Annotated in this window: 23 protein-coding genes; 11 read left to right on the plus strand and 12 right to left on the minus strand. The window is 58.5% G+C overall.

The annotated features are described in order from the left end of the window. The first annotated feature begins 52 nt into the window (after positions 1-52). The 3 genes from AC1RJ3_RS01550 (at position 53) to AC1RJ3_RS01560 (ending at position 3,298) form a co-directional block, all read left to right on the plus strand. Positions 53-1,276: a YjbE family putative metal transport protein gene (locus tag AC1RJ3_RS01550; RefSeq protein WP_493077107.1), complete on the plus strand. Its 1,224-nt coding sequence runs from the start codon at positions 53-55 to the stop codon at positions 1,274-1,276. A gap of 104 nt (positions 1,277-1,380) precedes the next feature. Continuing rightward, complete coding sequence (locus AC1RJ3_RS01555) at positions 1,381-2,148, plus strand: SDR family oxidoreductase (protein WP_145016416.1); 768 nt, start codon at positions 1,381-1,383, stop codon at positions 2,146-2,148. A 244-nt stretch (positions 2,149-2,392) separates the two neighbouring features. Continuing rightward, complete coding sequence (locus AC1RJ3_RS01560; protein ID WP_054595392.1) at positions 2,393-3,298, plus strand: cation diffusion facilitator family transporter; 906 nt, start codon at positions 2,393-2,395, stop codon at positions 3,296-3,298. 166 nt (positions 3,299-3,464) lie between these two features. Here AC1RJ3_RS01560 and AC1RJ3_RS01565 read toward each other — a convergent pair whose 3' ends face one another. The 7 genes from AC1RJ3_RS01565 to AC1RJ3_RS01595 all read right to left on the minus strand — a co-directional run bounded on the left by AC1RJ3_RS01565 (position 3,465) and on the right by AC1RJ3_RS01595 (position 8,745). After that, positions 3,465-4,598 carry an AGE family epimerase/isomerase gene (locus AC1RJ3_RS01565; protein ID WP_347928765.1) on the minus strand — a complete coding sequence of 378 codons (1,134 nt, stop codon included), beginning with the start codon at positions 4,596-4,598 and terminating at the stop codon, positions 3,465-3,467. Between the two features lie 192 nt (positions 4,599-4,790). Then, entirely contained in the window at positions 4,791-5,363 is a 573-nt protein-coding gene (locus AC1RJ3_RS01570) for a HupE/UreJ family protein (protein WP_493077110.1), read from the minus strand. 38 nt (positions 5,364-5,401) lie between these two features. Beyond that, positions 5,402-6,016 (minus strand): urease accessory protein UreG, encoded by a 615-nt coding sequence (ureG, locus tag AC1RJ3_RS01575; RefSeq protein WP_054595395.1) that lies wholly within the window; start codon positions 6,014-6,016, stop codon positions 5,402-5,404. 23 nt (positions 6,017-6,039) lie between these two features. Continuing rightward, a complete protein-coding gene (locus AC1RJ3_RS01580; RefSeq protein ID WP_493077112.1) occupies positions 6,040-6,714 on the minus strand; it encodes an urease accessory protein UreF in 675 nt (224 codons plus the stop codon). Beyond that, the gene (ureE, locus tag AC1RJ3_RS01585) at positions 6,711-7,211 is read right to left on the minus strand and encodes an urease accessory protein UreE (RefSeq protein WP_054595397.1); all 501 of its coding nucleotides are present in this window, start codon (positions 7,209-7,211) and stop codon (positions 6,711-6,713) included. The genes AC1RJ3_RS01580 and ureE overlap by 4 nt, the downstream gene beginning before the upstream one ends. Before the next feature lie 183 nt (positions 7,212-7,394). Beyond that, on the minus strand, positions 7,395-8,027 hold the full coding sequence (locus AC1RJ3_RS01590) for a TetR family transcriptional regulator (RefSeq protein WP_054595398.1): 633 nt from the start codon (positions 8,025-8,027) through the stop codon (positions 7,395-7,397). Positions 8,028-8,184: 157 nt separating this feature from the next. Next, on the minus strand, positions 8,185-8,745 hold the full coding sequence (locus AC1RJ3_RS01595; RefSeq protein WP_493077114.1) for a hypothetical protein: 561 nt from the start codon (positions 8,743-8,745) through the stop codon (positions 8,185-8,187). A gap of 388 nt (positions 8,746-9,133) precedes the next feature. Between AC1RJ3_RS01595 and AC1RJ3_RS01600 the strand changes: the two genes are divergently transcribed. After that, entirely contained in the window at positions 9,134-11,203 is a 2,070-nt protein-coding gene (locus AC1RJ3_RS01600; RefSeq protein WP_493077116.1) for an AsmA family protein, read from the plus strand. Positions 11,204-11,289: 86 nt separating this feature from the next. Here the strand turns inward: AC1RJ3_RS01600 and AC1RJ3_RS01605 are convergent, their stop codons facing one another. Together AC1RJ3_RS01605 and AC1RJ3_RS01610 are read right to left on the minus strand one after the other, a co-directional pair. Continuing rightward, complete coding sequence (locus tag AC1RJ3_RS01605) at positions 11,290-12,039, minus strand: hypothetical protein (protein WP_103317023.1); 750 nt, start codon at positions 12,037-12,039, stop codon at positions 11,290-11,292. 47 nt (positions 12,040-12,086) lie between these two features. Next, a complete protein-coding gene (locus tag AC1RJ3_RS01610; protein WP_493077118.1) occupies positions 12,087-12,842 on the minus strand; it encodes a hypothetical protein in 756 nt (251 codons plus the stop codon). Between the two features lie 393 nt (positions 12,843-13,235). Between AC1RJ3_RS01610 and AC1RJ3_RS01615 the strand changes: the two genes are divergently transcribed. Next, the gene (locus AC1RJ3_RS01615) at positions 13,236-14,126 is read left to right on the plus strand and encodes an esterase/lipase family protein (RefSeq protein ID WP_347928770.1); all 891 of its coding nucleotides are present in this window, start codon (positions 13,236-13,238) and stop codon (positions 14,124-14,126) included. 105 nt (positions 14,127-14,231) lie between these two features. Here AC1RJ3_RS01615 and AC1RJ3_RS01620 read toward each other — a convergent pair whose 3' ends face one another. Further along, complete coding sequence (locus tag AC1RJ3_RS01620; protein WP_054595404.1) at positions 14,232-15,107, minus strand: DMT family transporter; 876 nt, start codon at positions 15,105-15,107, stop codon at positions 14,232-14,234. A gap of 96 nt (positions 15,108-15,203) precedes the next feature. On the opposite strand from AC1RJ3_RS01620, the gene AC1RJ3_RS01625 reads away from it, so the two are divergent. From AC1RJ3_RS01625 to AC1RJ3_RS01640, 4 genes are all read left to right on the plus strand, one after another. Beyond that, the gene (locus AC1RJ3_RS01625) at positions 15,204-15,986 is read left to right on the plus strand and encodes an AraC family transcriptional regulator (protein ID WP_493077121.1); all 783 of its coding nucleotides are present in this window, start codon (positions 15,204-15,206) and stop codon (positions 15,984-15,986) included. Between the two features lie 189 nt (positions 15,987-16,175). Then, complete coding sequence (locus AC1RJ3_RS01630) at positions 16,176-20,570, plus strand: dermonecrotic toxin domain-containing protein (RefSeq protein WP_493077123.1); 4,395 nt, start codon at positions 16,176-16,178, stop codon at positions 20,568-20,570. A 161-nt stretch (positions 20,571-20,731) separates the two neighbouring features. Next, positions 20,732-21,037: a PsiF family protein gene (locus AC1RJ3_RS01635; protein ID WP_019693799.1), complete on the plus strand. Its 306-nt coding sequence runs from the start codon at positions 20,732-20,734 to the stop codon at positions 21,035-21,037. Positions 21,038-21,163: 126 nt separating this feature from the next. Next, the gene (locus AC1RJ3_RS01640; RefSeq protein ID WP_054595406.1) at positions 21,164-22,177 is read left to right on the plus strand and encodes an AI-2E family transporter; all 1,014 of its coding nucleotides are present in this window, start codon (positions 21,164-21,166) and stop codon (positions 22,175-22,177) included. A 127-nt stretch (positions 22,178-22,304) separates the two neighbouring features. On the opposite strand, the gene AC1RJ3_RS01645 is transcribed toward AC1RJ3_RS01640, so the two are convergent. Continuing rightward, entirely contained in the window at positions 22,305-23,579 is a 1,275-nt protein-coding gene (locus AC1RJ3_RS01645) for an Hsp70 family protein (RefSeq protein WP_347928773.1), read from the minus strand. Positions 23,580-23,875: 296 nt separating this feature from the next. On the opposite strand from AC1RJ3_RS01645, the gene AC1RJ3_RS01650 reads away from it, so the two are divergent. Then, on the plus strand, positions 23,876-24,826 hold the full coding sequence (locus AC1RJ3_RS01650; protein ID WP_054598224.1) for a DnaJ C-terminal domain-containing protein: 951 nt from the start codon (positions 23,876-23,878) through the stop codon (positions 24,824-24,826). Positions 24,827-24,849: 23 nt separating this feature from the next. After that, on the plus strand, positions 24,850-25,155 hold the full coding sequence (locus tag AC1RJ3_RS01655; RefSeq protein WP_103317015.1) for a chaperone modulator CbpM: 306 nt from the start codon (positions 24,850-24,852) through the stop codon (positions 25,153-25,155). Between the two features lie 230 nt (positions 25,156-25,385). Here the strand turns inward: AC1RJ3_RS01655 and AC1RJ3_RS01660 are convergent, their stop codons facing one another. Continuing rightward, positions 25,386-26,525, minus strand: a complete 1,140-nt coding sequence (locus AC1RJ3_RS01660; RefSeq protein WP_054595409.1) for a sensor histidine kinase — start codon at positions 26,523-26,525, stop codon at positions 25,386-25,388. Between the last annotated feature and the right edge of the window lie 95 nt (positions 26,526-26,620).

Consider the following 26,620-nt stretch of genomic DNA (forward strand, 5'->3'; position numbering starts at 1 on the left):
GTTCGCTGGGATGATGTTCCGATGACGCCGTCTTTTGCCAGGAAACCGCTCGATGTTATTTGATGGTGCGCTGCATGCGCTGAGCATGGTCTTTGAGGTGTTCCTGCTGGACTTGATCCTGTCGGGCGACAACGCGTTGGTGATTGCCCTGGCCTGTCGCGGGTTGCCGCCGGAACAGCTGCGTCGGGCCGTATTGATCGGCACCAGCGGCGCCATCGTCCTGCGGGTGTTGTTGACCACATTGGCCGGTTGGTTGCTGCTGGTGCCGTGGCTCAAATTGATCGGCGCGCTGCTGTTGCTGGTGATCGCCATACGGCTGCTGACCGAGGAAGAGGCAGGCGAAGAGGGCGATTCGTCGGACGGCTCGCCGCAGACGCTGGGCAGTGCAGTGGTCACGGTGCTGACTGCCGACCTGATCATGAGCATGGACAACGTGGTCGGGCTGGCGGCGGTGGCCCAGGGCAGTGTCTTTTATCTGGTGCTGGGCTTGCTGTTGAGTGTGCCGCTGCTGATGTTCGGCAGCCTGCAGATTACCCGGCTGTTACAGCGTCAGCCGGTGCTGGTGTCATTTGGTGCGGCACTGCTGGGCTATGTCGCCGGGGACATTGCGGTCTCTGATCCGGTGGTCGTGGGCTGGGTCAACAGCCAGTCACCGGCGCTCAATCAAGTGGTGCCCCTGTTGTGTGCGGTGTATGTGGTTCTTCAGGCTCGGATCATTCTTCGGCAACGTGCGCGGTTGCCCAAACCTGTGGTCGTGCAGCCGGTCGCGCGGGCGGTCAGGTTCCAGCAACCGGACAGCGAACCGGTTACGTTGCCGGTGGTGAAACCCGAGGTGGTCCTGACTGCATCGCCCGCGCCTGCAATTGAAGCATCCAATGATGAGCCGCCGCGGCGTCTGTTCGGCGATTACAACGGGCTGGCATTGGTGTTGGCGGGGCTTGCCGGTATTTTCGTGATCAGCGCTGCGTTGTATAGCCTGGTGAGCGGATTGTCCGGTGGCCTGCTGCCCACGCCGCAAAAGGACTATGCGTATGTCTGCACCGGGGCGAGCACCACTCTTTACTATCGACCCGGCGGCAGCACGATCCGGCTGGTCACGGGCGGCGGTGAAGCCAGCGGTTACGTGAGGTACAAGACCATTCTCTGGCAGACCCCGCAGAGCGCCCTCAAGGACTTGCACCTGACGCTCCCCGGCGAGATCGAGAAAACCAGCGCCACGGTGGTCACCCTCAATGGCGGCAGCTTCTCGCAGATCCAGTGCGCGCGCAGCCTGTGACGTAACCACCAATGACCCGGTTGCCGCTGCGCTCCGGGCCGGGCATGCTGCCGGTTGAGTTTCTATTCCAACGGCTGCGTATCAGCCCAAACCAGGAGAACACGATGTCCAACACCCTGTTTATTACCGGCGCGACGTCCGGTTTTGGTGAAGCCTGCGCCCGTCGTTTTGCCGAGGCCGGCTGGAAACTGGTACTGACAGGCCGTCGTGAAGAGCGTCTGAATGCCCTGTGCGCCGAATTGTCGAAGCAGACCGAAGTCCATGGCCTGGTGCTCGACGTGCGTGACCGCAAGGCCATGGAGGAAGCAATCGCCAACCTGCCGCCGTCGTTTGCCAAGCTGCGCGGGCTGATCAACAACGCAGGCCTGGCCCTGGGTGTAGACCCGGCGCCCAAGTGCGATCTGGACGACTGGGAAACCATGGTCGACACCAACATCAAGGGCCTGATGTACAGCACTCGCCTGCTGCTGCCACGCTTGATCGCCCACGGTCGCGGTGCCGGGATCATCAACCTGGGTTCCATCGCCGGCAACTACCCGTACCCGGGCAGCCACGTGTATGGCGCGACCAAGGCGTTCGTCAAACAGTTCTCGCTGAACCTGCGTTGCGACCTGCAAGGCACTGGCGTACGGGTGAGCAACATCGAGCCGGGCCTGTGTGAAAGCGAGTTCTCGCTGGTGCGTTTTGGCGGTGACCAGGCGCGCTACGACGCCACTTACGCGGGCGCCGAGCCGATCCAGCCGCAGGACATCGCCGAGACGATTTTCTGGGTCCTCAATGCCCCGGCGCACATCAACATCAACCGTCTGGAATTGATGCCAGTGAGCCAGACCTGGGGCGGATTTGCGATTGACCGCAGTAGCAAGGCGTAAGTGTGGGGGGGAGGGGCTTGTCGGAACGCCGCACCACCCCGTTTGGGCCGCGTAGCAGCCCTGAAACCAGACACCACCTATGTCAGGCATACCGCGATCGACGGTTTGCGGCTGCTTCGCACCCGAGCGGGGGCAAGCCCCCTCGCCACAGGCGGCAAATCGGTCAAAACATGGCATTAAGGTACACTCCCTCTCGAAACCCCCACCGCAAACCGCGGTTTTCAGGGTTTCAGAAGGAGGAAATGTGAGTAACCGAGGTGAGCAGGTACTGCTCAAGCAATCGACCATCCTGATGTTCGCCGTGGCAATCGCCGCGATCGTCACGGGTTTTTTTTCTGGCTCCCAATCGATTTTGTTCGATGGGTTTTTTTCGCTGATCGCGACCTTCATCAAGGTCCTGATGCTGATCACCGCCAAGCTGATCGCCAAGGAAAGTAACCAGCGCTTTCAATTCGGCTTCTGGCACCTTGAGCCGATGGTGCTGCTGATCGAAGGTAGCTTCCTGCTGCTGATTGCGATCTACGCCTTTCTCAGCGGTATGTTCGGCATCATCAACGGTGGCCGCGAGATCGAACTGGGCCTGGTGATTCCTTTTGCGGGGGTGCTTAGCGTCGTCTGTTTCGGCTATTTCTTCTACGTCCGTTATCGCAATCGCACGTTGAAATCTTCGCTGATCCAGTTCGACAACATCAGTTGGCTGGTGGACGCGATGCTCTCGGTCGGCTTGCTGGTGAGCTTCCTCATCGCGTTGCTGCTCAAGACGCAGGGCTACGGCCAGTGGGCCGCTTACGTCGACCCGTCGATCCTGATCCTGCTGGCCCTGAGCATGCTCGCGCCGGCGTTCAAAATCCTCAGGCCGGCGTTACGCGATGTGCTGGGAATTGTTCCGGATCAGCTGGATGACAAGGTTCGCCAGGTGATGGACGAGGCCAAGGCCGAGCATGGTTTTGCCGACTACATCTCGTATGTGCAGAAGCACGGACGGGCGCGGTTCATCGAGATTCACGTGGTATTGCCGGCGGATTACCGACTTGATGGCGTGGCCACGCTGGATGAACTGCGTGAGCGAATTTCGGCGAAGCTCGGCAAACCGGATGCGGCGCGTTGGCTGACGATCAGCTTCACTGGTGATCGCAAGTGGATTGCCTGACGGGAAGGTGACGTGTGGCGAGGGGGCTTGCCCCCGTTGGGTGGCGAAGCCGCCGCAATCTGGTCAATTGGATTTACCTGAAGAATCGCGTCGGCAAGTATTAGGGCCGCTACGCGGCCCAACGGGGCGGTGCGGCGTTCCGACAAGCCCCCTCGCCACAGAAGACTCAGCCGAAATATTCGATCAACCCGCGATAACAGGTCGCCAAATGGTATGGCGTGGTCGACGGCATGTCCTGGCGGCTGATCGCGCCATCTCTGTCCAGGCACTCGTACCAGCCACCGGTATGCAGGAAACGCTGTTGCAGGGCGTTCAATTGACGCTCAAGCAAGGCTTCGCTGTCTGGACGCAAGGTCAGGGCGCGCAGGTATTCGGCCTGGGCCCAGATGCGCTGGGTCTCATCACGAGGTCGGCCGTCCAGTTCAAGGTCGAGCATTGCTCGTACTGCCCCCGTTTGCTGATTAACGCCCAATTGTTCGGTGAGCGGGAATGCGCGGGTCAGCGAGGCGTGCAGTTTTGATCCGCGCAGCAACGCCGATGACTCCAGCAGGAAGAACCATTCGAATTGATGCCCCGGCTCAAACCAGTTATCCACAGCCCCCAGCGGTTTCTCCATCATCACCCCGTGCTGCGGGTCGATGAAGTGCTTTTGCATCGCCCCGCACAGTGCATTGAGCGCGGCCTCGACCGAGGCATCGTCGCGTACTGACAGCGTGGCGAGGAACGCTTCGGCCAGATGCATCAGCGGGTTCTGCAACGGCCCGGACTTGAGCGATGACCAGTCGCGGTCGAGGCTGGCTTCGTACAGGCCGTCGTCTGTGGCGAAACGCTGAGCGACCACTTCCAGCGCGGCATTGAGCACCGATTCCACCAACGGCTCGCGAACCTTGGCCCAGTAATGGGCGCAGGCAAACAGAATGAAGGCGTGGGTGTAGAGGTCTTTACGCTGATCCAGCGGCGCGCCATGGGCGTCGATGCTGTAGAACCAGCCGCCGTGTTCGGCATCGTGGAAATGCCGTTGCAGGGAGCGAAACAACGCAGCGGCGCGCTCTTCGGCAGCCGGCACGTCACCGATCAGGCTGGCGAACAGGTACAGCTGTCGCGCGCAGGCCATGGCCCGGTAGCGTTGTGGCGGCAATGGCTGGCGTTCGGCGTCCAGCGCTTCATACGGCAGCGCCATGTCTGAGTTCCAGCCGGGCCCTTGCCAGAGCGGCACGATCACGTCCTGGAAGTGCTGCTGCACAGTGGCGAACAGGGCGGTCAATTCAGGCTGGGAGGCGGAGCGGGGAGCATCGGGCATTGGCTGGCGTCGTCACGGCAGGAGTGTTTGCGCGACATGGTAGCAGGAGTTGTGCACGATGCTGTTTTTGTGGCGAGGGGGCTTGCCCCCGTTGGAGCGCGAAGCGGTCCTAAAATCGCATTCGCGTTATTTTTACGGCTGCTTCGCCCGAGCGCGGACCGGCCGACGGGGGCAAGCCCCCTCGCCACAGAGTCAGCCGGCGAGCAACCAGACTCCGGTTGCCGCTGAAGCAGCGCCGGCCAACCGAACCAGCGACGCAGCGGCCTGAGGCAATACGCGCACCAATGCATAACCGGCGGCATGCAGGGCTGCGGTCGCGGCGACGAAGCCAGCGGCATACGCCCAAGGGCTGGACATCTCCGGCAGCTCCAGGCCATGCGCCACGCCGTGGAACAAGGCAAACAGTGCCGTCGCGCCAATCGCCAGGCTCAACGGTGGACGCACCGCCAATGCCACCGCCAGGCCCAGTGCGAGCACCGAGGCGGCAATCCCGCTCTCCAGCGCCGGCAGGTTCAAGCCTTCAAACCCGAGCAGGCCGCCGATCAGCATGACGCCGACGAAGGTACACGGCAGTGCCCAACGTGCTGCGCCCTTTTGTTGCGCGGCCCACAGTCCCACGGCGAGCATCGCCAGCAAATGGTCGAGCCCGCCAATCGGATGGCTGATGCCGGCCAGCAAACCGTTGTCGCCATGGCCAGGGTGGGCGAAGGCCAGTGCGGGCGTGAGCAGCAGGGCTGCGGCGGCGAAGATGCGTTTGAGTGTCATGAGTAAGCTTCCTTGTTGATAACACCTGTGGATAAGTTTCAGGCTGCGGTCAGCAGCCCCTGGCGCTCGATGAAGGCGATGATTTCTTCAAGGCCCTGGCCGGTTTTCTGATTGCTGAAGACGAATGGCTTGCCACCGCGCATGCGTTGGGTGTCGCTGTCCATCATTGACAGCGATGCGCCTACCAGCGGCGCCAGGTCGATCTTGTTGATCACCAGCAGGTCGGATTTGCAGATCCCCGGTCCGCCCTTGCGCGGCAACTTGTCGCCGGCCGAGACATCGATCACGTAGATCGTCAGGTCCGAGAGTTCCGGGCTGAAGGTCGCCGACAGGTTGTCACCACCGGACTCCACCAGAATCAGATCGAGACCGGGAAAGCGTCGATTCAGTTGATCCACCGCTTCGAGGTTGATCGACGCATCTTCGCGGATCGCCGTATGCGGGCAGCCGCCGGTTTCCACGCCGATGATCCGTTCGGGGGCCAAGGCCTCGTTGCGCACCAGAAAGTCGGCGTCTTCGCGGGTGTAGATGTCGTTGGTGACCACCGCCAGGTTGTAGCGATCACGCAACGCCAGGCACAGCGCCAAAGTCAGCGCGGTTTTGCCGGAACCGACCGGGCCGCCGATACCGACGCGCAGAGGTTGTGTGTTCATGTGATTCTCCAAAATAACAGGCGCTAGGAACGGAACAGACGGCTGTACTGGCGCTCATGGGCCATGCACGCCAGGGACAGGCCGAAAGCCGCGCTGCCATAGTGTTGGGGGGCAAGGGTTGAGGCGTTCTGCTGAGCCTGTTGCAGCAGCGGCAGCAGTTCGCTGGTGAGGCGTTGTGCGGCTTGCTGGCCCAGCGGCAGGGTTTTCATCAACACCGCCAATTGATTCTCCAGCCAGCTCCAGAGCCAGGCGGCGAGTGCGTCTTGCGGGCTGATCTGCCAGGCGCGGGCGGCCAGCGCCCAGCCGAGGGCCAGATGCGGCTCGCTGCGTTGTGCGAGAAAGCTGCGGGCGACGTCATCCAGTTCCGGTAAGCCGTTGAGCAGTTGCTGCAGGGAATAGCCCATCTGCCGGCTTTCCTGATGCAGCTCGCGGGTTTCCCGGCTGGCGCGGTGTTCCTCACAGCGTTGCAGCAACTGTGGCCAGTCTTCATTGGCGGCAGCGGTGCAATGGGCGAGCAGCAGCGGCGCTTCGAAACGCGCCAGGTTGAGCAGCAACTGATCGCTGATCCAGCGTTTGGCCGATTCCGGGTCGTTTACGCGGCCGTTATCCACAGCCATTTCCAGGCCTTGTGAATAGCTGTAGCCGCCAATCGGCAATTGCGGGCTGGCCAGACGCAGCAGCGCCCAGGCCGGGTTCATATGCGTACGCCGAACTGATGCAGTTTCGGCGGATAGTTGAAGTCTTCGTCGCCGTGCCGCGAATGGTGATGGCCACCGCCATAGGCGCCGTGCTCCGGCTGGAACGGTGCTTCGATGTTTGCGGTCTGCGCACCCAGCTGTTCGAGCATGGCTTTGAGCACGTAATCGTCAAGCAGGCGCAGCCAGCCATCACCGACTTGCAGGGCAACGTGGCGGTTGCCCAGGTGATAGGCGGCGCGGGTCAGTTCGAAGGCGTTGGCGCAGGTGACATGCAGCAGTTGCTCGGGACGGGCACAGACACGGACGATGCGGCCGTCTTCGGCCTCCAGGCATTCGCCGTCGTACAGCGGCGGCTGCCCGCGCTCCAAAAACAACCCGACGTCTTCACCTTCGGCACTGAAACAGCGCAGGCGACTTTTACTGCGCGCCTCGAAGTTCAGGTGCAACTCGGCGGCCCAGACGGGTTGAGGGTCGATTCTGCGATGAATCACCAGCATTGGAAGGCTTCCAGCAAAGGACAATGCTCAGGCTAGAGCAAGGGGCTTGCCAATCGGACGAGACGTAGGAAAACCCTGTCAGAGCGTAGAGGATGTTTCTGAATGTTGCGGGATTTTGAGTAGGTGCGGGTGGGTTTGGTGCGTGCAGGTTTTGTGCGCACCATTTTGTGGCGCATAAAATGATTACTCGGTGCTGCCCAACCCTTGCCAGTGTTTGAGACCGATAAAGATAAAGCGCAGTTGTTGAGTGATCTTCGCCTGTGGCGTCAGGTGCGCGGGCAAGGCTTCGGCTGGCGGGTCGATGATGTCGGGGAGGGTGGCGAACACGCTTTTGACAATCAGGTCGGCCATGACCGACAACCCGGCAAAATTGAGGTGTTGCAGTTTGGGCATCAAGGACAGGTCGGCGGCCAGGTCCGAGCTGATGTTTTCGCGCAGTTTGCCGATGGCCAGGCGCACTGGCAGCGAGCCGCCATATTGTTCGCGCGCCAGAAACAGGAACTGCGAACGGTTGGCCGCGACTACATCAAGGAAAATTCGCACCGAGGCATCGATGATCCCGCCCATGACGAATTCATTGTGGCGCACCAGGCGGATGGTTTCGCGGAAGGTCTGGCCGACTTCGCTGACCAGTTCCAGCCCTAGCTGATCCATGTCGGTAAAGTGCCGGTAGAAACCGGTCGGGACAATACCAGCGGTTTTCGCCACTTCACGCAGGCTCAGGCTGCCGAATCCTCGGCCGCATTCCATCAGGTGGCGGGCAGCGTCCATCAAGGCGTTGCGGGTCTGTTGTTTCTGTTCGGCGCGGGGCAGCATCAGGCGGCTGACTTCTAATCAAGGACAGCGGCGCACTCTAGCAAATCAGCTTTGCTGGCGTCGAACTTGAGTAAAGGAAGGTGAGGCGGGGAGTACAAGCTACATAAAGTCAAAGCCCGATCCAGGAGATCGGGCTTTTTTCCGGGCCAGCATGGCCTTAGCTCAGGCTAGCGTTGCGTTCGATCACACGGTCACCACCACCTTCAGCCAGGGTTTGGCCTTGTGGGGTATGGTCGGAACCGTCAGCAGCCAGGGTCTGGCCTTGTGGGGTGCGATCGGAGCCGTCGGAAGCCAGGGTCTGGCCTTGTGGGGTGCGATCGGCGCCGTCGGAAGCCAGGGTCTGGCCTTGTGGCGTGCGATCGGAGCCGTCGGAAGCCAGGGTCTGACCTTGTGGGGTGCGATCGGAACCATCGGAAGCCAGGGTCTGACCTTGTGGGGTGCGATCGGAACCATCGGAAGCCAGGGTTTGACCTTGTGGAGTGCGATCGGAACCGTCAGAAGCCAGGGTCTGACCTTGTGGTGTCTTGTCGTAGCCGTCCTGAGTGATCAGGCCTTTTTCTTTCAGGCGTTCGTTACCATTGGCACCATCGGCAACCGTTTGGCTGTAAACCGAGTGGCTGGATTTGACTTGCGGAGTTGCCTGATCGGCAGCTGGCAGGGCAAAAGCGGTGCTGGCTAACATCGAAAGGGTCAGGCTAAGCAGTACTTGGCGTTTCATGATCGGTTGCTCCTTGGGAGGGCTATAAAGTGGGTACGAAGTTAATGCTACTCTCGATAAGTCGATATAAAAGTTCATAAAGACAATGGTAATAATCAACGGAATTGATTGTTCGGCGGAAAGCCTCTAGAACGGACGTTTCCGCGGAGCGCTTTTGCACCGAGGTGGGTATTTTCGACTCACTTGCGGGTCGAAAAAGTGCGGGGGCGGGTAACGCGAGCTGTCTGATCGGTCAGGAAAGTTGGTTTTTTCATGTCTGAATGGAAGGAGCGTTAAACCTGCGGGCCATTTGCCAGTCGTAGCTCCTACAATCGGCCGATTTTTGGCCTACCGTTTCCATGCAGGCGTCGCAGTCAGGGCGCTGAGTCGCAATCAGGAGTTCTGTGCAATGACGCGCACTCGTAAAATTCTCGCCTGGGTTGTCGGCAGCCTCGTGCTGCTGATGGCCGTGCTGGTGCTGATCATCGCGTTCTTCGACTGGAACCGGATCAAACCGCCGCTCAACAGCAAAGTCTCCGAAGAACTGCACCGCCCCTTTGCCATCAACGGCAACCTGACGGTGGCCTGGAAACGTGAAGTCGATGAAGGCGGTTGGCGCGCCTGGGTGCCGTGGCCGCATGTGATGGCCGAGGACTTGAGCCTGGGCAACCCGGACTGGTCGAAAAAGCCGCAAATGGTCAGCCTCAAGCGCGTCGAGTTGCGGATTTCGCCCTTGGCGCTATTGGCGCAGCGGGTGGTGATCCCGCGTATCGACCTCACTGAGCCCAATGCCGACTTGCAACGTCTGGCCGATGGTCGTGCCAACTGGACCTTCAAGTTCGATCCGAAAGACCCGAACGCCGAACCGTCTCGCTGGGTAGTAGACATCGGTGCGATCGGCTTCGACAAGGGCCACGTCACCCTCGACGACCAGACCTTGAACACTCAGCTCGACCTGCTGATCGACCTGCTTGGCAAGCCGATTCCGTTCAGCGACATCGTCGGTGATAAAGCCGCGAAGAAAGCTCTGGAGAAGGGCTCGGCGCTGCAAGACTATGTGTTCGCGCTGAAGGTCAAAGGCCAGTACCACGGTCAGAAACTGGCGGGCGAAGGCAAGGTCGGCGGGCTGCTGGCATTACAGGACGCGGCCAAGCCGTTCCCGTTGCACGCGCAGGTGAAGATTGCCGATACCAGCGTCGAATTGGCCGGCACCCTGACCGACCCGCTGAATCTCGGCGCGCTGGACCTGCGCCTGAAGCTGGCCGGCACCAGCCTGGGCAATCTTTATCCCTTGACCGGCGTACCCCTGCCGGCTTCGCCGCCTTACACTACCGACGGTCACTTGATTGCCAACCTGCGCCAGTCGGATGGTGCAACGTTCCACTACGAGGCATTCAACGGCACCATCGGCAGCAGCGATATTCACGGCGACCTGACGTATGTCGCCAGCCAGCCACGACCCAAGCTCAGCGGTGCGGTGGTCTCCAATCAATTGTTGCTCGCCGACCTCGCGCCGTTGATCGGCGCCGACTCCAACGCCAAGCAAAAGGCTCGCGGCGGCGAAAGCAAGCAGCCGGCGGACAAGGTGTTGCCGGTCGAGGAGTTCCATACCGAGCGCTGGCGCGATATGGACGCGGATGTCGAATTCACCGGCAAACGCATCGTTCAAAGCGAGAAGCTGCCGTTTACCGATCTCTATACGCACCTGGTGCTCAACGATGGTCAGATCAGCCTGGAGCCGCTGCGCTTTGGCGTAGCGGGCGGCAAGCTCGATGCGCAGATCCGTCTGAACGGCCTTGCCACGCCGTTGGAAGGGCGGGCGAAACTGACCGCGCGCGGCTTTAAACTCAAGCAGCTGTTCCCGAGCTTCGAAACGATGAAAACCAGCTTTGGGGAACTCAACGGTGACGCCGATCTCGCCGGTCACGGCAACTCGGTGGCGGCGTTGCTGGGCAGCGCCAATGGCGATCTGAAGCTGTTGATGAATGATGGTGCGATCAGTCGTCAACTGATGGAGCTGGCCGGGTTGAACGTCGGCAATTATGTGGTCGGGAAAATCTTTGGCGACCAGGACGTGAAGATCAACTGCGCGGCGGCAGACTTCGACGTCAAGACCGGTCTGGCGACCTCCCGGCTGTTTGTGTTCGACACCGAGAACGCGATTGTCTACATCGACGGCACGGCGAACATGGCCACTGAGCAGCTCGACCTGACCATCACGCCGGAGTCCAAGGGCGTGCGGCTGATCTCGTTGCGTTCGCCGCTGTATGTGCGCGGTAAGTTCATCAAGCCGGATACCGGTGTGAAGGGTGTGCCGCTGATGTTGCGGGGCGCGGGGATGGTGGCGCTGGGCGTGATTGCCGGTCCGGCGGCAGGGTTGCTGGCATTGGTAGCGCCGAGTGGCGGTGAGCCGAATCAGTGCGCACCATTGTTGGAGCAGATGAAGGCAGGTAAGGCACCGAAGACCGTCAAGGGTTGAAGAAGGCCCCGACAGCGGCTTTGAGCGTCAATGGCGTTCGAAACGCCATTAATGCCCCGCATGCCTTTGGCGCTTCAGTCTTTCATTTAGTGTATTAATGCAGTTGGATTGACGTGAAAAAGGTGGGTGTCTACCTTGCTACCCAGCTTTCCAGTTACTTGGCTTCTGATGGCGTCGTACTTGTCTTCCTGCAGATGGGTAGACCATAAGAAGGTCTCGGGGTCGCCAAGAATAGTCTTTTGGGAGATCACTTGATCGAGAATTGTGATGTCAACGGAGCGGGAAGTTTTGAACGATATTTGTAGTGAAAGGGTTGTTTTGTTTTCGAATACAATTGTCAGAAGCGTGCTGATGCTGAAAGTGGAATTTTCACTGGGTAAAAAGTTGCCGGGGTTAACGTCGGGAATGTGTTTTATTTGAATTTTATTCACTATCGCCTCAATGATCGGGGAATCATCAGGCAGCTGTTTTATGATGGTAAATGCGTTGCTAAGTTGTTGTAATTGCCCTTCCATTAATGCGCTGGATAAACCTGTCTTTGCAAGGGTCAAAAGGCTCGAAGGTTCTTTCTTGATCGTTCGGCTTTCGAAGCTGTTGACTGTCCAGAACAAGGTGTTCAGGGTTTTTCGGTAAGCATTGAGTTCAGTATCGGGAGTGCTGTTGGCAATCAGTTGCGCCAGTAGGCTGGAATGCAAAATATCTTTTTTATAGCCTTCGGAGTGTGAGCCGTAAAAAAGTGTAATGTTTCCGTCGACGACGTAAATGTCGGGTGTCATAGACTTCATAAAAGCTCCGGGAAAATGAAATGAAAGCGGGTTGACGGGAACGGAGGCCATGAGTGCTCATTGGCCTCGGTTTTCATCAATTTACTTGAATGTAATTATTAGAAACCCGGAATGCTCTCCAGGAAGTCTTCGGCAGCCTGGCCAAGCTTCTTAAGAACGGAAGCACGTATTTGGTCATAGATACCCACGTTGAGATAAACGGCCGATGCTGCCGATTTTACAGCGGTGGATTGAGTGGTCGACTTCCACCAGAGAATGCCCCGAGTGCTTTCCCTGACATCCACGGATGTGCAGTTAAGAATCATCATTGGCGAACCTTCGCGGGTTTGCCAGACTGGCGACATGTCAAACTTGGCTTCATAGCCAATTTTGGCATTGCGATTGTAAATATTGATCAATCCTTCATTATTTTTCACGCCTTCCACGGCTTTGCCAGCGAGCGCCAGCAATTGGGGGGCATTTGCACCCACCAGGCCCTGAAGTATCTCAAAGGCTACAGCATCCATGGTGAGGCCGGTTTTACGGATGTTTATATCCTTGGTTTGGGACGCCTGGGTGACCCAGCCAAGTTTGGCAAGGCTCTCGGTGTAATACTTGTACCACTCGTGCAGTTGCTTGATTGGGTCATACAGTTGCGTTGCGGCGTTTTGAACTAGTAACTTGCAGTTGTCAACGTCTTTACGGTTTTGCTCCGAGACGCCGGGTATGTAAATGTTCATCATTTCCGGACCGACTGTAGCGCTTTCTTTGTTTGGATCGATCGGTGGGCTGAACGTAGCGATTCGAGCTGTAAAGCTCGAAGCTGGTAAAACAGGAAGCGTATCAAGAAATTCGAGGCGTTGTTCAATATGCATAAATAGAGTCCTTGTTGTTTGATTGCAGACCTCTTGTCTGTGATTTGAAATATAAACAACTGAGGCGTTATGTCGAGTGTGCGTTTGTAACTCGATGATTGTTGCGGGGTGTTTCTGTGGTTGTTAGTATAAGAAGGCGTTGTTTTTTTTCGGGGGTATTAAGAATGTGTGTGATTATTTGGCTGCGCTAAGACCGCTGCTGTTACACGTCTCTGAATATAATCGTCATGTCGCAGGTGTGTCCGCTACTTAAGTGTGAGTGATTGGTGTGAAGTAGCGAGCCGGGAATGTCATAGACTGGTCGTGAAGGTGTCATCCTCGGTAGCGATGCTCAAGTCCGACATCTTGCATCCCACCCTGGGCCTTCTTACTCGATCACAAGGATGTCTGCCCATGTCGCAAGAGACCTCCACGCGTTACCCCTTGGTGCTGGTCCCGGGAATGCTCGGCTTTATTCGGCTGCTGTTCTATCCCTACTGGTACGGGATCATTTCGGCGCTGCGCCGGGGTGGGGCGACGGTGATCGCGGTTCAGGTTTCGCCGGTCAACTCCAACGAAGTGCGCGGTGAAGAGTTGTTAGTGCAAATCGATGAAATATTGCGCGAAACCGGTGCAAGCAAAGTCAATCTGATTGGCCACAGCCAAGGTTCGCTGACCGCCCGTTACGCTGCCGCCAAGCGCCCGGACCTGATAGCCTCGGTGACGTCGGTAGCGGGGCCCAACCATGGCTCGGAGCTGGCGGACTACCTGCACAAACACTGTCCGCCCAACAGTGCGAAAGGCCGTGTGCTGAGTGCGTTGTTGCAACTGGTCGCGTGGTTGATGGGCCTGCTGGAAACCGGTCATCCCAGGCACAAATGGCCGGTGGATGTTCATGCCTCGCACGACTCGCTGACCAGCGAAGGGGTCGCGCTGTTCAATCAGCGTTATCCACAGGGGTTGCCCGAGACCTGGGGCGGGCATGGGCCAGAGTTGGTCAACGGCGTGCGCTATTACTCGTGGTCCGGGACCTTGCAACCGGGCAAGACCGACCGTGGCGGTAACCTGTTCGACGGCACCAACCGCAGCTGTCGCTTGTTCGCCACCACCTTCGTCCGCGAAGCGGGGCATTGCGACGGTATGGTCGGGCGTTACAGCTCGCATTTGGGCACGGTGATTGGCGATGAATACCCGCTGGATCACTTCGACATCGTCAACCAGTCGCTGGGGCTGGTGGGCAAAGGCGCCGATCCGCTGCGGTTATTCGTCGAGCATGCGCAGCGACTGAAGGCGGCGGGGGTCTAGCCGCTTTTGTGGCGAGGGAGCTTGCTCCCGCTCGACCGCGAAGCGGTCGCCTGTTTTGGGGCTGCTGCGCAGCCCAACGGGAGCAAGCTCCCTCGCCACAGGGGATCAGGTGCGGCCTAACACCGTGGTCCAACGCTCCGAAAGAATCACTCCGCCCAACGTCAGCACTCCACCCACCAGGTGATACAGCGCCAGTTGCTCATGCAGCACCACCGCCGCAATCAATGCGGTAATCAGTGGCAGCAGGTTGAAGAACAGCGTGGTTCGGCTTGGCCCCAGACGCACCACCGCTTGCATCCACGCCAGTGGCGCGAGCATCGAGGCCAGCAGGCAGGCATAAAGCACCAGTGGAATGTTCTGCAAGGTCAGGCCAACTTTTGGCGAGGCCAGGAACAGCGGAAACAGCACCACCACCGCCACCAGCACCTGCAAATACAACAGCACCAGCGGCGGCAAACGCAGCTGCCATTTTTTCAGCAAGGTGCTGTAGACCGCATAGGCCAGGGTCGCGATCAGCATCATCGCATCGCCCAGGTTAACCCCGTGTTCCAGTAGCGCACCCAGGCTGCCGGACGAAACCACCACCAGCACGCCGGCAAACGACAGCACCGCACCGGCCAGCGCGCCGGCGGTCAGCCGTTGGCCGAGGCTGATAATGGCCATGGCCAGTGACATCAACGGCATCAGCGACAGGATGATGCCCATGTTGGTGGCCGAGGTCAGCGTTGCGGCGAAGTAGGCCAGGCTTTGATAGACCGCCATGCCAAGCACGCCGAGGACGAAGACCTTGCCCAGGTTCGGGCGAATGACCGTCCAATGACGTATCACCGGTTTGAGCATGAATGGCGTGAACAGCACTCCGGCGAGCAACCAGCGATAGAAACCGATCTCGGCAGGGAAGATCGCGCCGACCGCCAGTTTGTTGATCACGGTGTTGCCGGCCCAGATGAAAATGGCCAGCAGGGGATAAGCATATTGCATGGGAAAAACCAGAACGTTGATGACGGGGTGATTATCGCCTGTCTGGATGCGCGCCTATACTTCAATCCAGACAACCTGCCCCTGATGACAGACAGCATGAACAGTAAACACATCGATCTGCTGGATTTCAACGAACTGCCGGCCCCCGTGTACTTCCGCTATGCCGACTTTGATGCCCACCGCTTTGCCTCGGCTCACCGTCATCAGTGGGGCACGCTGGAGTATTCGGCCCACGGCGTATTGCACATGGAAATCGGCGGCAGCCGCTTCATGTCGCCGCCGCAATACGCGGTGTGGGTGCCGCCGCAGACCGAGCACAGTTTCTACAGCAACCAGCCGATCAATTACCGCGCGGTTTGCCTCGCGCCGCCACTGTGTCGCGATCTGCCGCAACAGGCCTGCACGCTGGCGATCAGTGACATTCTCAAGGCAATCCTCAAGGACTTCGCGGCCCGCGACGTCAAGATCCCCGAGCGCCCGGCAGACAAGCGCCTGGCCGAGGTGTTGGTCGATCAGCTTCAACAAGCGCCGGTGCATAACTGTTATTTGCCTTACGCCAGCAGCGCCGGATTGCTCAGTGTGCTCGAAACCTTGCAGGCATCACCGGGCGACAATCGGCCACTGGCGCAGTGGGCCGAGCAGATCCACGTCAGCGAACGAACCCTGGCCCGGCAGTTTGTTCGGGAACTGGGCATGAGCTTTGGTGAGTGGCGCCAACGCCTGCGTTTCCTCGCTTCGATCGAAGCACTGGACAGCCAGCGCAGCATTCAGGAGATCGCCTTCGATATGGGCTACAGCACGTCGTCGGCGTTTATCGCGATGTTTCAGCGCCAGGCCGGTTGTACGCCCGAGCACTACCGTCGATACAAGGTTTTTTGAACGGTTTGATGGCACGTTGAATCGGCTGTTGGTTATATCGATTCATGAAACTTCAGCAAGAAATATCTTACGGTCTAATCAGACTTGCACTCCATTAATGGGCCGCCGAGCGTTGTACGCTTTTAGCGATGCGGCGCCACTATTTATTAAGGGGCTGTTCATTCAAATAATTAATTCAGGTAGTGTCAGATGGTTTCGTCGTCAACAAACAGTACGTCGCCTGCCAAAGCTGCTCAGGCAAGTATTCACCACGAATTTATAGAACGTGCGCTTCCTGCCTGGCTGACCCTGGCGACACCGCAAAGGCTTCGGACGTTAAAAGTGGGCGGTGCAGGTATTCCCGGGTGGATCAGGAACGCTTCCCAAGCCGAACACCTGAGCATGCTCAACGCCCTGGAGGCAAGCTGGTCGTCGCAGAATGATGTCGACAAAATGCTGATGGATTTGCAAGACGTCTATACATTTGCCGAGCCAGTGCTGCGTCAGGCGTTAAAGGAAAAATACGGGGTTGAAGATGACGTCAGGGAAACGTTTCTGAAGTTGTACTCCGAGGTAAAGTTGTCTCCGTGGGGCCATAACTTTGATGGCGGTGCGAGCAGTCGTACAGTTTCCTTGCTGGATGCGGCGCTGCACAACTTTTCAAGTGCCGAGGTGTTTTTGTCGGGGTCGGAGTTTATCTCCCGACCCGATGCGCAGGGACACTTTGATATAAAGAAAATTCGAAGCGCTATGTCCATTGAGCAATTCACGGCGCTGTGTCGCGAGTTGGATATTGGCGCCAGGTACAAACACTATTTGGAAAGTTACTTGCGCCCCACCGATGGTCTGGCCCGCGGGGTGTTGCAGCACAGAGTCATAAAAAGCCAGCAAGCCGCGCTGAAAATCGCCCTGCAAATGGCGCTCTTGAGAAAAGACATCGGGGCGCAGGCGTATCTCGTTGTGCAGGGCATGATCAAGGGACTTAAAGGCCTGACCCTGGACGGTATTCCCGTTCGTTACTATCACTTGACGATGCTCGACACGCTCCTGAAAGGCATTGTGCTCATCGCCGCTGATCTCGATGCGCCTTATGGCGCAAACAGACGAATCATTGCCTATGTGCCGCACGATCCCGAGCATCCGTTGAAAGAGTACCCGTCGCTCGTCGAATTCAGCCGCGAGCTGACTCGCCAATTACGTGATACCGGCCAGGCGTCGTCCCCTGCACAGCCCTCGTCCGGGCTTAGTTATCAGCAGTTCTTCAGTCGCTTTGTCGACCATCAGCAGCGTGGGCATTTTTTTGCCGCGCTCAATGGCCAGCTGGTGCAGATTACCCAACACGAGAAGGAATGGGGCGTCGACCTGCCCGTATGGCGCGAAACGCCTGTGGAAAACCCTCGTCTGCACTTTGGCGTCATGCGGTTCGAGAACGACACCGAGACCCGTTTCAATGGTGACCTGTGGGTTTATCTCTATCAGCAGCAGCAAAACAAAATTCTCAACGACGCCCGGGCGTTGGTCATTTCCACTACCGATGCTGATCGTACGGAGCGTTGGGCGTGGGTTGAAAATCTGCAAAAAATGCTCTCGGACATCTTCAATGTCGCGTTATTGGTGGTGACCCCCTTCGTGCCTTTTCTGGGTGAATTGATGCTGGCCTATACGGCTTATCAGTTGGTCAGTGAAGTGGTTGAAGGTGTACTCGATCTGTCTGAAGGATTGTATCTGGAGGCCGCTGAACAGCTGATCGGCTTCACCGAAAGCGTGGTTCAACTGGCAGCGTTTGCTGGCGGCATCAAGATTGGCGACCTGGCGTTCTCCAGGCTGTCACCGTTTATCGAAGGGGCAAAACCGGTCACCCTGGCCACTGGCAAACAACGTCTGTGGGGGCAGAATCTTGAGCCTTACCAGCAAAAGGCACTGGTTCTGGCTGCCGATTCAAAGCCCGACGAATTGTGGCTGCATCAGCACGACGGCAAGCCGATCCTGCGCCTCGATACGTCTCACTTCGAACTCAAAAACGACCCGCAAACCGGCAAGCACCGGGTGCAGCATCCAACCCGGCCAGATGCCTATCAACCTGTGGTCGAGAGTAACGGGGCGGGGGCATTCGTGATCGAAGGCGAGCAGCCTCAGTCGTGGGATGAGCAAACGCTGATGATGCGGATGGGGCAGCCGCTTGACGGTTTGACCGATTCGTTCGACGACATCCGCACGGTCAGTCGCACCCATGTCGACGCGATGCGCCGGATGTACATCGACAATGAGCCTCCATTGCCCTTATTGAGCGATACCGTTACGCGATTCAGGATTGATCGGGATATTCAGACGTTCATCGATCAGATCAGCAGTGAGCAACCACAGCACTACCTGAAGGCCGATGTACGCACACAGTTGCAACTGCTGGATGGCGTGTGGCCCGGAGAAAGGCCGCTGCAACTTGTCGCGCGCGATGGAAGTGTCACTTGGCAGACAGGCTCCAACGATTCTGTTCCTGTGCGGATAAACGAGGACCGCTTGAACGATGGCGACCTGATTGCAACCTTGCTTTCGCACCTTGATGAAGGTGAAACAAAAACACTGATGGAAGACGTTTTCGGCGCGTCGGTCACGACTACGGGGGCTCATGCAAAAATCCTTCGGGCGGAAATCGCACGGCGTGCCAGCGCCAAGCGAAACTTCATGTTCAATGCTCGTTACAAAGAGCACGAGTTGCGCTGGAGTGCTCAGGTACAAGCGGTTCAGTCCGAAATGCCGGGTCTGCCTGGCGCTGTTGCGCAAGAGTTGCTGGCGGTCGCCACACCCGAGGAACTGCAAATAGTCGCCCAAGGGCGCTTGCCATCGCGACTCAAGGGGCTGGCGCTCTATGCGCGTGAGGAAGTGAGGGTTGCTCGTGCTTATGAGGGGCTTTACCTGGCGTCGGTCGAAAGCTTCGATACCGAAACGCTGGTACTGCATTCGCTTGAGAACCTGCCGGGCTGGCCCTCGGATGTGTCCATTCAAGTCAGGCTGTTCGAGTACGAAGGCGGGGTGCTGGACAGTATCGGTACAGAGCACGCCACGCTTAAACGCACGATAGTCTCGCGAACAGATGGCAGCTTTCAGGCTTACGATGATCAAGGTAATGCCTTGCACGCAGAGACTGACCTCTACTCCTCGATCTTGCAGGCACTCCCGGATGCCGAACTGACCGGTTTGAATATTCGCAGGAGTGACGTTCAGACACTGAAGCAGGCCGTACGTGACCACGCGGTAAGGCCTGACAGGTTGTCCACGATACTTGCGCAGTTCCCGGTCCCGATACCACCGGCTTTCAATCCCGCCTTGCTTCGTCTGCGTGGAGGTGCATCCAATGGGGGGGCTGTGGAGCCTGAGACGAAGAGGCTCCAGGCGGTTTTTAACAACCTTGTCGATTGGGGATATCCCTCTGACCCCCTGCCGTCTGTAGAAAGCGACTATTTGGATGGCCTGCAGTTAATTTGCGATGAGTTGTCCGAATCGCATCTGAACTCCCTTTACCCGGCATTTGCCGAGGCCATTCAAGCCAATGCCCCCATGACCAGAGCAGTGATAAGGCAAAGCGTCGAACTGTTGCCCGAGCTGAAAAAATTGCTGCCCCCTGAGCAATTCACCGAACTACTGAACAACATGTTCATGGACGGTGAGCCAACGCCCTTGTCGGATTCGCAGCGGGAGCTGGGAATGACTGCTCGTTACCTGAAGAGAACAGAACGTACGGATCAATATGAATCGCTGGCCCTCGCAGCGAAAGCAGGCAACGCCCCGTCGGGCACGCTGGCTGATTTGCATCGCTACGTGGATATGCTGGGTGAGCATATGACCGTAACCGAGAAGGTCATTGAGATCTCGTCGCAGACCATGGCCGATTTGAACATGGCGCAGCGTGCGATCACCCGCGCCAAGGAGCTTCTCCCTTTGTCCGGCAACCAACTACCGAGCATCTGGGAAAAGGGCGGATCGGCTATCGCTGCACTGAAAAATCTCCGAAAAATCGACTTGGCTACCGGTTTGCCTACGGCCGAGCTCACCACTGCCGAAGCTGCACAGGCCGCTATCAACATCAAGGGCGGGAACTGTTCGGAGAATTCGAAAGTGACGTTCTCGATCCTCGCGAACCAGCCCCGGACATCTGAAATACACATTGTCAAAGCCACCAACTTTGACCATCAGTATGTTGTCATTGGTGACTTGAGGTACCCGAAGCAATTGGTCGCTGCCGATTCCTGGCCAGAGTTTCCCAGTGCCCATCTGACCAGCGAGGGCTACTTCACGTTTGATCCGGAGCCGGTGCTGAGCCTGAAGCCTGGCCCTGCCGTCGCCGAGTATGCGTTTATCGACGATGCACCTGCTGGCACTGCCGTTATTCCGCCCCGAGGCTCGGATGATTCGACGCTCAGGGCGATAAAAATTCCCAAGCTGCATCTGAAAGGCGGTTATGCCCAATGGACTTCATTGAAAGAGCTAGGCGCTACCTATGTATCGCCTGATGAGCGAGCGGTTTCTTTCGAGCGACACAGTGCTTCGGTTATCGAGAATCGCCTCGAGACGTTTGAGGGCTACGACAAAGCGATCTCGTCCCGTTAACGGCCATTCTTGAAGCGTTGTTCGAGCCGGGAGCGAGTCACTGATAACTCGCTTTCGGCTTTTTTGCAGGTCGTCATAGTTGAAAGGTGAAGGTGTAACGGCATTTGTCTACACTCCGTCCGAGGCCGCGCCCATCGGCGCGGTAACAAGGAGAAAACTCCATGAAGATGCTGCGTATCCCTTTGTTGATGATCGGTCTGCTGCTCTGTTCCCAAGGCTTTGCCGCCACGGCACAACAGAACAAAATGGCCACCTGCAATGCCGACGCCACCGCGAAAGCCCTCAAGGGTGATGAGCGCAAAGCCTTTATGAGTACCTGCCTGAAAGCCGCGCCGGCAGCAGAGGCGGCCAAACCCATGACCCCTCAACAAGAGAAGATGAAAACCTGCAACGCCACCGCTACCGCACAGGCGCTTAAAGGTGATGCGCGCAAAACCTTCATGAGCGATTGCCTGAAGAAAAAATAAGCTGCGCTCCCCGTGCCCCTCTGTAGGAGCAAGCTTTGCTCCTACAGTGGTGAAGTCATCCGCTCGCTTCAATGTCGGAAGGCTGGCAGACTGCCAATCCTTTAACGCCGTTTGTTTTGAGGCTGTATGCCAACGTTTTCTCAGCGTCACGTGTTGCTGTTGGTCAGTTGGGTGATCATTTTTGGTGGGCTATTGCTGGTGATACCGCTGCGGCTGTTGCCCAGTCTGCTGGCCGGGTTACTGGTGTTCGAACTGGTCAACATGCTCACCCCGCAGTTGCAACGACTGATCGAAGGGCGGCGTGCACGCTGGCTGGCCGTGGCCTTGCTTGGCACGCTGGTGGTCAGTGTACTGGCGCTGATTTTTGCCGGTGCTATCAGTTTTCTGCTGCATGAAGCGGAAAATCCCGGGGCTTCCCTGGACAAATTCATGCTGGTGGTCGACAAGGCGCGTGGCCAGTTACCGCCATTCATCGACGCTTACCTGCCCGCCAGCGCCGCTGAATTTCGCGTGGCCATCGGCGAGTGGCTGAGCAAACACCTGAGCGACCTGCAACTGGTCGGCAAAGACGCCGCGCACATGTTCGTCACGTTGCTGATCGGCATGGTGCTGGGGGCGATCATCGCTTTGCAGCGCATCCCTGACCTGACCCAACGCAAACCCCTGGCGGCAGCACTGTTCGACCGTTTGCACCTGCTGGTTCAAGCGTTTCGCAATATCGTCTTTGCGCAGATCAAGATTTCCCTGCTCAACACTTTTTTTACCGGGATCTTCCTGGCAGTGATCCTGCCGCTGTTCGGGATCAAGCTGCCGTTGACCAAAACCCTGATCGTGCTGACCTTCCTGCTGGGCTTGCTGCCGGTGATCGGCAACCTGATGTCCAACACGCTGATCACCATCGTCGGCTTGTCGTTGTCGATCTGGGTTGCGGTGGCGGCGCTGGGCTACCTGATCTTTATCCACAAGCTGGAATACTTCCTCAACGCGCGGATCGTCGGTGGGCAGATCAGTGCCAAGTCCTGGGAGTTGCTGCTGGCAATGCTGGTGTTCGAAGCCGCGTTCGGCCTGCCGGGGGTGGTGGCAGGGCCGATTTATTACGCGTACCTGAAGAGCGAGTTGAAGCTGATCGGGATGGTTTGATCCTGAGATGATCTACTTGTGGCGAGGGAGCTTGCTCCCGCTGGGCCGCGAAGCGCCCCTTATCCCGAAAAAGAGGGGACTGCTACGCAGTCCAGCGGGAGCAAGCTCCCTCGCCACAGGGGTTGCGTCAGGCCAGGGTGCCGTAACGCTTCATCGCCTCGATCGCCAGGCCGCTGCCGATGCTGCCGAAGATGTTCCCTTCAACATGCTGCGCGTTCGGCAGCATCGCCGACACGCTGTTACGCAGCGCCGGAATCCCGCTCGAACCACCGGTAAAGAACACCGTATCCACCTGGTCGACGCGCACATTGGCATCGTTGAGCAATTGGCTCACGCTGTTGCGCACCCGTTCCAGCAGGTTATCGATGGCCGATTCGAATAGCGCCCGGCTCAATTCGACACTCAAACCCGGTTCGATCCGGTCCAGTGGTACGTGGCGACTGTCGGCATGGGTCAGCTGGATCTTGGTTTCTTCCACTTCCATTGCCAGCCAGTGCCCGGCGCGCTGGTCGATCAGCTTGAACAGGCGATCGATACCGCTGGTGTCTTCGATGTCGTAGCGCATGCTGCCCAACGCCAGGGTCGATTTCTGCGAGTACACCGAGTTGATGGTGTGCCAGGTCGCCAGGTTCATGTGGTGGCTGGTGGGCATGTAGGCGCCACTTTTCATCCGGCTGCCGTAGCCGAACAACGGCATCAGGCCCTGCAGGCTCAGTTGCTTGTCGAAATCGGTCCCGCCGATGTGCACGCCGCCGGTGGCGAGGATGTCGTCGTGACGGTTGTCGTGGCCGCGTCGCTCAGGCGACAGGCGCACCAGGGAGAAGTCCGACGTACCCCCGCCGATGTCGACGATCAGCACCAGCTCTTCCTTTTCGATGGTCGACTCATAGTCGAACGCTGCGGCAATCGGTTCGTACTGGAACGAGACGTCCTTGAAACCGATGGCGCGGGCTACGTCCACCAGGGTGTTTTCGGCTTCCTGGTCGGCCATTTCATCGTCATCGACGAAAAATACCGGACGCCCCAGCACCACTTCTTCGAATTCTCGACCGGCGGCGGTCTCGGCACGCTTCTTCAGCTGGCCGATGAACAGCCCGAGCAGGTCCTTGAACGGCATTGCCGTGCCCAGGACGCTGGTGTCGTGCTTGATCAGCTTGGAGCCCAGCAGGCTTTTGAGCGAGCGCATCAAGCGGCCTTCGTAGCCTTCCAGATACTCGTGCAGCGCCAGCCGGCCGTACACCGGGCGGCGTTCTTCCATGTTGAAGAAGACCACCGACGGCAGGGTGATTTTGTCGTCCTCCAGCGCGATCAGCGTTTCCATGCCAGGGCGCAGCCAGCCGACAGTGGAGTTGGACGTGCCAAAGTCGATACCGCAGGCACGGGCTGGAGATGCGTTTTTCATGTCTTTCAGGTTCCGGTTAAAAAACGGCCGCGCAGTGTATGTCAGAGCGGCGCAGAATCGAAGGCCGACTATCCGCTAAATTCAAGGTCATCGCTCACTTGAAAGACTATCCTTGTTCCCCAAACATACGGACATGGCGTGGCAGCCACCCTGTGATCAAGTGATCCGCCCCGGCTGCCGATAAACTTCAGATGTGCTGCCCGATCAGATTCTTGAGATCGGTCAAGCCTGCGGCAGCCAATCAGTGCATGCTGTGCCTGGCTGCGCGATATCGATAACGGATGGTGATTCCCTCGATGGACTTCAAAGACTATTACAAGATTCTCGGTGTGGAGCCGACCGCTGACGATAAGGCAATCAAGGCCGCCTATCGCAAGCTGGCGCGCAAATACCACCCTGACGTCAGCAAGGAAAAGGACGCCGAGGCCAAGTTCAAGGATGTCTCGGAAGCCTATGAAGCGCTGAAAAGCGCCGACAAGCGCGCCGAATACGACGACTTGCGCAAATACGGCCAGCACGGACAACCGTTCCAGGGCCCGCCGGGTTGGCAGGGGCGTGGTGGTGCGGGTGGTTTTGGCGGCGGTCAGGACAGTGGCGATTTTTCGGACTTCTTCAGTTCGATTTTTGGTAACCGTGGCCCGGGTTTCGGGGGTGGACAGTCTGGTCGCAGTGCCGGTCGTCGAGGGCAAGACGTGGAAATGGAATTACCGGTTTTTCTGGAAGAAACCCTGTCGACCGAATCGAAGAAGGTCAGCTTCCAGGTGCCTCAGTACAACGCGGCCGGCCAGCACGTCAGCAATACCAGCAAAAGCCTGAACGTGAAGATTCCGGCGGGTGTCACCGATGGTGAGCGCATTCGACTCAAGGGCCAGGGCGCACCGGGTGTCGGTGGCGGCGCCAATGGCGACCTGTACCTGACCATTCGTTTTGCGCCGCACCCGAAATACGACGTTGAAGGTGAAAACCTGATCATCACCTTGCCGCTGGCCCCGTGGGAGCTGGCGCTGGGTGCAGAGGTCGCGGTGCCGACCCTGACCGGCAAGATCAACCTGAAAGTTCCAGCCGGCAGCCAGAACGGCCAGCGCATGCGCGCCAAAGGCCACGGCCTGCTGAACAAGGCCGGGCAGCGCGGTTACCTGTTCGTGCAGCTCAAGGCGGTAATGCCCAAACATATCGACGATGACGTCAAGGCATTGTGGCAGGAGCTGGCGAAGAAAGCCGCTTTCAATCCGCGGGAGCATTTTTGAGTCAAGAGAAGGAGTAGCCAATCATGAGCAACCCCCTGATCGTTCAACTGGACATGGCAGAATTCTGTGAGGCGACCGATTTACCGGACGTCTACGTGATCGAAATCGTCGAACACGGCATCCTCGAACCTCAGGGCGCGCAGCCCAAGGATTGGCGTTTCAACGACTATGAACTGGCGGTCGCCAAGCGTGCCGCCAAGTTGCGGCGTGACCTGGATCTGGAATGGGAAGGCGTCGCCCTGGCGCTCGACCTGCTTGAAGAAGTGCAGCAACTACGCGCCGAGAATCGCATGCTCAGGCAGCGGTTGGGGCGGTTGCTGGTCGAATAGCCCCATCTCGTAGCAGCCTTGGTCAAGGGACGAACACCGAACCTGTGGCGAGGGGGCTTCTGTGGCGAGGGAGCTTGCTCCCGCGGGTCGGTCCGCGTTCGGGCGTAGCGACCCTAATATCGGCCGCCGCGAGTATTCAGATGGAAAGCGATTGCTGGATTACGACCGCTTCGCGGCCGAGCGGGAGCAAGCTCCCTCGCCACAGTCGTGGTCTTCACTCACGTCCACCACTACAAAACCACCCGCGACACTCTCGGCAACACTACGCTGAACGTCGTGCCCTCGGCCTCGCTGGAGCTGACTTCGATCGTGCCTTGGTGGGCGTCCACCACCTGTTTGACGATGAACAAACCGAGCCCAAGGCTGGTAGAGGGGCCGGTGAGTTCTTCGCTGGCGCTGCGCACCAGTGGGTCGAATATCGTCGGCAGTGCCTCGGCGGGAATCGGCTCGCCATGGTTGTGCATGGTCAGCGTCACCTGATCTTTTTCTCCAATGATTCTCAGCGTCACTGGGTGTCGATTGGCCCCGTGCTGCAAGGCATTACCGACAAGGTTTTGCAGCAGTTGGCTGAGGCGCGTGCGGTCCCAGATACCATGGGTGTCGCCTTCGACGATCAGTTGTGAGTTGCAGTCCGGCTGCCCGGCGCCGGCTTCGTCCAGCGCAGCTTTTGCGGCGGCGGCCAGGTCCATCGGTGCCGGTTCGATCGGCAGGCTGCTGCCCAGCCGGCTACGTACCAGCTCCAGCAAGTCGCTGACCATCGCCGCCATGTGCCGGGCACTGCTCTTGATGCTTGTCACATAGGTCTGGGCGTCGCTGTCCAGTTTGGCCTTGCGTAGCAGCATCTCGGTGGACATGTTCACAGCCTGCAAGGGGGTGCGCAGATCATGGCCCAGAATGGCCAGGAAGATGTCCCGTGAACGATTGACCTGCTCGGCGTACGCTGCGGTGGACTCGGCCAGGGCTTCGTCGATGGCTTCGTTGAAACGGATCATGTCCTGCATGTACACCACGTCCGGCGACTCCAGGCTGTTGACCCACAGGCGAATCACGCTGGCCCGCAAATGCCGGAACTCAGAGGTCATCTGCACCAGATCAAACCCCACGTTATGCCGAAGCTCGCCATGACTGGCCGCGGCCTTGTCCAGGCTTGGTGTTTTTTCCGGGCCTTCGCCCCTGGCCTTGGCCGCTTGTTCGAGGCCGGTCTGGGCGGTCTTCATGTCGCGGGAAGCGGCCAGCAGGATCAATGTGGCGTGGTCGCGCAGGAGCGTCCGGTCCATGGAATCAGGGTCGGGGGCTATGGTTCGGGCGAACAGCTCCCATTCGTCGACGATACGCTCGACGTGAGTCACGATGAATTCGGATAGACGCATGGTCGAAGGCTCCACGCAGTAAGCGCTTGACGGTCTCGCATTTTAGCGCCTTTAAGACCGGGTCAAAACTACCGTTGACGAGCAGGATCAGCCAC

The organism is Pseudomonas sp. GW822-FHT04C11 (genome assembly GCF_058800905.1).